This is a genomic window from Hydrocoleum sp. CS-953, from assembly GCF_002260545.1.
Taxonomy (GTDB): Bacteria; Cyanobacteriota; Cyanobacteriia; order Cyanobacteriales; family Microcoleaceae; genus Trichodesmium.
The window spans coordinates 1-7,089 of the sequence record NZ_LGSU01001133.1 but is presented as its reverse complement, the minus strand read 5'-3'; the positions used below and the strand labels follow the sequence as shown (position 1 = coordinate 7,089).

The 7,089-nt window shown below is 34.4% G+C and carries 4 protein-coding genes and 1 pseudogene; 1 reads left to right on the top strand and 4 read right to left on the bottom strand.

The window, feature by feature from the left end:
* Positions 1-605 (top strand): serine hydrolase (locus tag AFK68_RS17680; protein ID WP_210407473.1); only part of this gene is annotated, 605 nt, incomplete at its 5' end.
* A gap of 709 nt (positions 606-1,314) precedes the next feature.
* On the opposite strand, the gene AFK68_RS17670 is transcribed toward AFK68_RS17680, so the two are convergent.
* The 4 genes and pseudogenes from AFK68_RS17670 to AFK68_RS45605 all read right to left on the bottom strand — a co-directional run.
* Entirely contained in the window at positions 1,315-1,992 is a 678-nt protein-coding gene (locus AFK68_RS17670; RefSeq protein ID WP_094673908.1) for an RNA-guided endonuclease TnpB family protein, read from the bottom strand.
* Positions 1,916-2,164 (bottom strand): helix-turn-helix domain-containing protein, encoded by a 249-nt coding sequence (locus tag AFK68_RS45615; RefSeq protein ID WP_094673907.1) that lies wholly within the window; start codon positions 2,162-2,164, stop codon positions 1,916-1,918. The genes AFK68_RS17670 and AFK68_RS45615 overlap by 77 nt, the downstream gene beginning before the upstream one ends.
* Before the next feature lie 892 nt (positions 2,165-3,056).
* Complete coding sequence (locus AFK68_RS45610) at positions 3,057-5,051, bottom strand: formylglycine-generating enzyme family protein (RefSeq protein WP_371357438.1); 1,995 nt, start codon at positions 5,049-5,051, stop codon at positions 3,057-3,059.
* A 24-nt stretch (positions 5,052-5,075) separates the two neighbouring features.
* A pseudogene (locus AFK68_RS45605) lies at positions 5,076-6,878 on the bottom strand (SUMF1/EgtB/PvdO family nonheme iron enzyme); the annotation flags it as partial.
* Positions 6,879-7,089 lie beyond the last annotated feature (211 nt).

Genomic DNA, 7,089 nt, shown 5'->3' with positions numbered 1-7,089 from the left:
TATTTCTCTATATACAGCCTATGGAAAAGGCAGTTTTAAATTATCCTTCTCAATGCCCATCAGGAAATTATTTTGACTATATGGGGTTAAATAGTCAGATATTAAGTTTATTAGTAAAACGAACAACCGGACAAAATATTGTTACTTATTTAGAGAAGAAATTATGGCAACCAATGGGAGCAGAATCAGATGCTTATTGGTTAACAGATAATTATGGAACTGAAGTAACTTTTTGTGGGATGAATTGTATTTTGAGAGATTATGCAAAATTTGGTTTAGTTTATCTACACAATGGATATTTTAACGGACAACAAATTATCCCTAAAAGTTGGGTAAAAGAGTCAACAATACCTGATACTTCCCACTTAAAACCAGGAGCAACAGACGAAAGTTATTTTGGGTGGGGTTATCAATATCATTGGTGGATTCCTGAAGGTTCAAAGGGTGATTATTGTGCAACTGGAGCGTGGGGGCAATATCTTTATATTAATCCTGAAAAGAATTTTGTCGGAGTAAAAACAGGTTCTGGTAATAAGATTTATAGAAGTATTGATGATGTAGAAACAATTGCTTTATTTCGAGCGATCGCTGATGAGTTAGATTAATATTAATTAGATTAGGTTTTAGGTTTTAGGTTTGAATCGTGTGAAGTTTTCTCCCGTTAAATCAAAGATTATAACGGGAGCTTCTAAAACAGAGATAATTGAATCCAAGTCTCAGAAATTTCTTGTTTCACAGGCTGACTAATGTCTAAGCCTCCACAAGCAGACAAGGTGATACCCACCTCATTTAATGCTTTACTTAATATGTTAACAGCAGCATTCTCATCTCTATCTAAAACAGTTTTACATTTAGGACAATTCGGGAGTTCTAACTGATAAAGTTTTAGGTACTTTATGACAACATTTTGAACAATTTTGTGATGTATTGTGAGGATGTACGGGCGAATGGCCATTCGCCCCTACTTACATGAACACCGCGTTTTACCGCCACTGCATTCAATTTTTCAATAAAAGCACCCCTGGCTACATCATAAATTGATTTTGATAATTTGCTATTTCTAGCTAAACCTTTAATATTAAGGTTTTCCACAGCAATTAAATCATATTCTTTAACTAACTTATGAGCAGTATTGAGCGTGAAAATCTTCTCTTTGCCTAGCAATATGTTGATGNTTTTACCGCCACTGCATTCAATTTTTCAATAAAAGCACCCCTGGCTACATCATAAATTGATTTTGATAATTTGCTATTTCTAGCTAAACCTTTAATATTAAGGTTTTCCACAGCAATTAAATCATATTCTTTAACTAACTTATGAGCAGTATTGAGCGTGAAAATCTTCTCTTTGCCTAGCAATATGTTGATGTAATTTAGCTATTCTATTTTGTGCCTTTTTCCAGTTGTTAGACCTAACTTCTTTTCTAGCTATTTTTCTTTGCTTTCTTGCTAAATTAGATTGAGATTTTCTAGAAAAATTTGGAACAGGAACACTTTCTCCATTATTAGTTGTCAAAAACTCTTTCAAACCTACATCAATACCTACGGCAGTTTTGATATTATCTGTAGGAATTAAACTAGGAACTGACTTATCTTCCAAACTAAAACTAACATAATATCCATCAGCTTTTTTGGTTATGGTTGCAGTTTTAATAACAAATCCATCTGGAATTTGTCTATGAAATATTACTGGAATAGCACCAAATCTGCTAATAATAATTTGTTTACCATCAAACTTAACTGCTGCCTTAGTATGATTAACTCTACTAAAGCTTAATGACCTTAGTTTGCCAGACTTTTTAAACCTTGGTCTACCAAATCTTTTACCTGTTTTGTCAGGAATTAACCAGCGTTTCCAGGCTTGATCTAGTCTTTGTAAATTAATTTGTTGAACTTCAGAGTAAATTTCTTTATACTCAGGAAATAACTGCGCGTGTTTCTTTAAGTGCTGATTGCTGAAAATAATAATCTGGTCTACAAGGAATCTCGCCAATAGGACATGAAATTATTGAGCATCGGTCTATTTGACATCTAGTTCTATTTAACCAATCTAATCTTTGACCAAGGGCATAATTCCAATGTCTCCTCAAGAGTTCTAACCAATTATCTATCTTAGTTATTTGTTCTTGATTTGGTTTAATTTTATAGCAATGACTTATGATCATTTCCTGCCTCTTTTCGACCAGACTTTTATGATAATAGTGTGTGTAAAATTTGTCTATACACAATGAATAAAACAGGATTAAATAAATCCGATAAAATAAATCGATACCTCCACAAATTTGCTTTATTTAATTTGCTCTCGGCAATTCCCCTGCCGTTATAATCTCCGATTTAACGGCAGGGGAATTGCCAAATCTAGTTGGATAACAAATTTTCCCACTCTCTAACGAAGTTTCAATATTTTTAGCACCTTGCCTCTGTTCTGGAATCATCTAAATGGTAAAATAATCCTACGGAGTGTTGTTGCTTTCAAGAATTTTGAGCGTGGAAATACCTATAGTTTCGTTGTTTTGATAGGTGATCGCCCTTAACTTACTTTTAGATGAATGACTAATTTTTCTCTCCTCATTTTTCGACTGGTTGATAGATTGACTATTTTATGGTATGTGAATTTCTCTATATTTTTTAGCTGGGCAACTATCAAAACTAAATCTACCAACCTCAACAATTTTGCATTTTGTGTTGAATCAAAAATCAAGAGTAGAGGCGAATTACCCCATTAAAATAAATATTATCACGATTTTAGAGAGAATGGAAGGCAAAATACCTTTCTTTCCCTGATTTTTTTGGAGCTTCACAGAATGAAATTTACCTCTACTGAAGATAGGCTTCTATGTATATTTAGGTATAGGTAGAAGTTAGATAGCGATCGCTCTGATGNGAATTACCCCATTAAAATAAATATTATCACGATTTTAGAGAGAATGGAAGGCAAAATACCTTTCTTTCCCTGATTTTTTTGGAGCTTCACAGAATGAAATTTACCTCTACTGAAGATAGGCTTCTATGTATATTTAGGTATAGGTAGAAGTTAGATAGCGATCGCTCTGATGTTTATAAGAAATAATCGGGACTACAGACAATACGGAAACCAAAGTAGTTGTAACGGAAGACCCGCCCAAAGTAACTAACACGAATAGCAGAACGGCAGAACTCAGGATTATCGTACCAAGAACCACCCCGTAGTGGAGAACTATCTATGTCCCTATCTTGCCAAGGACTACCATCATTAGGAGCGCCATTATAATTATCGTGCCAAATATCCAAACACCATTCCCAGACATTACCGTGCATATCATATAAACCAAAAGCATTGGGAGGAAAGCTACCTACATTTGTTGTTTGTTGTTGATATTTACCTTTTGGAGCATCCTTATAGGTAAAGTTACCATTATAGTTAGCTAACTCAGACGTTATAGTTTCTCCAAAATAAAATGGTGTAGTTGTTCCGGCTCGACAAGCATATTCCCATTCACTCTCACTGGGCAAACTGTAAATTTTTCTTGTTTTCTCGGATAGCTGTTCACAAAATTTTGCGGCATTATACCATGTCACAGTCTCTACAGGGCGATTTCTTCCTTTAAAATAAGAAGGATTTTTATCCATAATGACTTGATATTGTTCTTGAGTAATAGGATATTTGCTCATATAAAAAGGTTGGAGAGTAACTTGATGTTGAGGAGTTTCTGTATTAAATCTTCGTTCTTCTTTTTCTGGGGAACCCATGATAAAACTTCCTCCAGGAATATAAACCATTTCTAATTTAATACCATTACCTAAATCTTCTATTTTTTGTCTGGCATTATCGGGGGTGCGGTTAATTATTTTGCCAAAATTATTGACAGTTACTACCTCAAAAGTAAATATTTCTCCTATTTCTGATTCTGGTATTGGTGTGAGAAATGTTTGTGGTGGAGAAGTTTCGTTAATAACGGGTGTTACTGTTAATTTTTGAGATATTTGTGGTGGAGGGGTAAACTTTTTTTCCGTTGAATAAGTTTGGTTAATAACCGACAATATTGCTCCTGTATTTTGAGACTTTTTCTGAAAATTAGGCAACAAGAGAACGCGAAAACCTAAGTTAATTATACAGTTATCAAAATAGTTGTTAAAGCGGAAAGCACTCCGGCAATGATTAGGGTTATCGTTCCAACTACCACCACGAATAACTCTTTGATTAATACTTTCTCCTTTTTCCCAAACACTTCCATCATTAGGAGCGCCATTATAATTATCGTGCCAAATATCTAGACACCATTCCCAGACATTACCGTGCATATCGTATAAACCAAAAGCATTGGGAGGAAAAATTCCTACATTTGTTGTTTCTTGTCGATAGTTACTTTTAGAAACTTTGCCATAAATATAGTTGCTATTGTAGTTAGCTAACTCAGACGTTATAGTTTCTCCAAAATAAAAAGGAGTAGAAGTTCGGGCACGACAAGCATATTCCCACTGACTTTCACTGGGAAGTTTATAAATTTTTCCAGTTTTCTCACAGAGTCTTTGACAAAATTCTGTAGCGTGATGCCATGTCACATTTTCTACTGGGAAGTTTCCTCCTTTAAAGTTAGAAGGATTTTCTCCCATAATGGTTTGGTATTGGTTTTGAGTAATAGGATATTTACTCATATAAAAAGGTTGAATAGTAACTTGATGTGGCGGACTTTCTATATCGTATTTTCGTGGTTTATCTTCTGGGGAACCCATAATAAAATTCCCTCCAGGAATATAAATCATTTCTAATTTAATGCCATTACCTAAATCTTCGATTTTTTGTCTGGCACTAGCGGGAGTACGGCGGATTATTTTGCCAAAATTATTGACAGTTACTACTTCAAAAGTAAATATTTCTCCTATTTCTGATTCTGGTATTGGTGTGAGAAATGTTGGTGGTGGAAAAGTTTCGTTAATAACTGGTGGTACTGTTAATTTTTGAGATATTTGTGGTGGAGGGGTAAAAGTTTTTTCCTTTGGATAAGTCTGATTAATAACTGACGATATTTCCCCATAATTTTGAAATATTTTGTTAGTTGTATCTACAGTCATTTTATCCAACAAATTTATTACTTCCGGGGTAGACGAGACAATCCGAAAACCCCTGTAGTAGATAAGATTATCGCCATCATTTTCGTAACGTCTGGCACTCCGACAATTCCAAGAATAGTTGTACCAACTACCTCCACGAAGGACTTTTATATTACTATCTCCCAAAGTTTCCCAAGCACTTCCATCATTAGGCGCACCATCATAATTAATGTGCCAAATATCGAGACACCATTCCCAGACATTCCCATGCATATCGTATAAACCAAAAGCATTGGGAGGAAAAATTCCCACATTGGTTGTTTCTCCTCGATATTTATCTTTAGGGGCATTACTATAAGGATAATTACCATCATAATTAACTAACTCAGACGTTATAGTTTCTCCAAAATAAAAAGGAGTAGAAGTTCGGGCACGACAAGCATATTCCCACCGACTCTCACTGGGCAGTCTATAAATTTTGCCAGTTTTCTCAGAAAGCTTTTGGCAAAACTCTACTGCGTCATACCATGTAACATTTTCAACTGGGCGACTTTTTCCTTCAAAGTGAGAAGGATTTTCTTCCATAATTGCCTGATATTGTTCTTGAGTAATAGGGTATTTACTCATATAAAAAGGTTGGAGAGTTACTTGATGTTGCGGACTTTCATCAGAGCTTCTTCCCTGTTCATTTTCTGGGGAACCCATAATAAAACTTCCTCCAGGAATATAAACCATTTCTAATTTAATATCATTACCTAAGTCTTCTATTTTTTGTCTGGCACTAGCGGGAGAGCGGTTAATTATTTTGCCAAAGTTATTGACAGTCACTACGTCAAAAGAAAATATTTCTCCTATTTCTGATTCTGGTATTGATGTGAGAAATGTTTGTGGTGGAGAAGTGTCAATAATAACTGGTGTTGCTGTTGGTTTTGGAAATATTCGTGGTGGGGGGATAAACTTTATTTCCATTGGATAAATATGGTTAATAACCGACAAAATTTCTCTTGGATTTTGAAATCTTTTCTTAGTCGCCCTGATAATCATTTTATCCAATAAATTTTTTACTTTATCACTTACCTTCGACTTTAAATAATTTTGCCATATCCACTTATCTTCGCCCACATCAAATAAGTTAACAGGTTCGACTTCAGTTAATAAATGAATACAAGTTACACCTAAACTATAAATATCACTAGAAAAGGTTGCTTTTCCCATTGCTTGTTCGGGAGGGGCATATCCTTCAGAACCAATAATAGTTCCCGTCACAGTTAAAGCCATCTTTGTCACAAATTTCGCTATACCAAAATCTACTAAGACTAATTGGTTATCTCTTTTTCTCCTAATAATATTTTCTGGTTTTATATCCCGATGAATCACCCGTTGAGCATGAATAAATTCCAACACAGGTAACAAACTTTTTAACAACTCCAAAATTTTCCTTTCATCAAAAGCACCCGACCAAGTTAATTCCTGTTGTAAAGTTTGCCCATCAATAAATTCTTGTACTAAATATTGTCGATTATCTTGACTAAAGTATGCTAAAAGTTCGGGAATTTGTGGATGTCTACCTAAAGTATCTAAACGTTCAGCTTCTTGATCAAATAATAGAGCAGCTTTTGATAAATTTTCTGTTCCTTTTGCTTGAGGTAAAAATTGTTTAATTACACAAAAAGGCTTTGAAGGTTTAAATTCATCCACAGCTTGAAAAGTTCGACCAAAACCACCCCGTCCAATAATTTTTAAGGCTCGATAACGTTCGACTAAAACTAATTTTTCATCGCAACTTTGACAAAATTTGGTTTCTGGTGGATTAGATTCTAAACAATTAGGATTTAGGCATTGAGTCATTTCAGTTATAGCGCTAGGGAATAGGGAATAGGGAATAGGGAATAGGGAATAGGNATTTCAAGAAAGTTTATTATTTCCATCTATTTAAAAGGGGAGGTATAATACCTCATTTTTGGGTCATAGTTTATATTTTGATTTTATCTTATTAGTTTTTAACTATAACTATCGTAATTGTAAATATTTAGATTCTGCCATAGCTGCAACTATTTTC

Excerpts from the sequence above, each read along its gene's own strand:
- AFK68_RS45615 (WP_094673907.1), bottom strand. The coding sequence starts at position 2,164 with ATGATCATAAGTCATTGCTATAAAATTAAACCAAATCAAGAACAAATA.
- AFK68_RS45610 (WP_371357438.1), bottom strand. The coding sequence starts at position 5,051 with ATGACTGTAGATACAACTAACAAAATATTTCAAAATTATGGGGAAATA.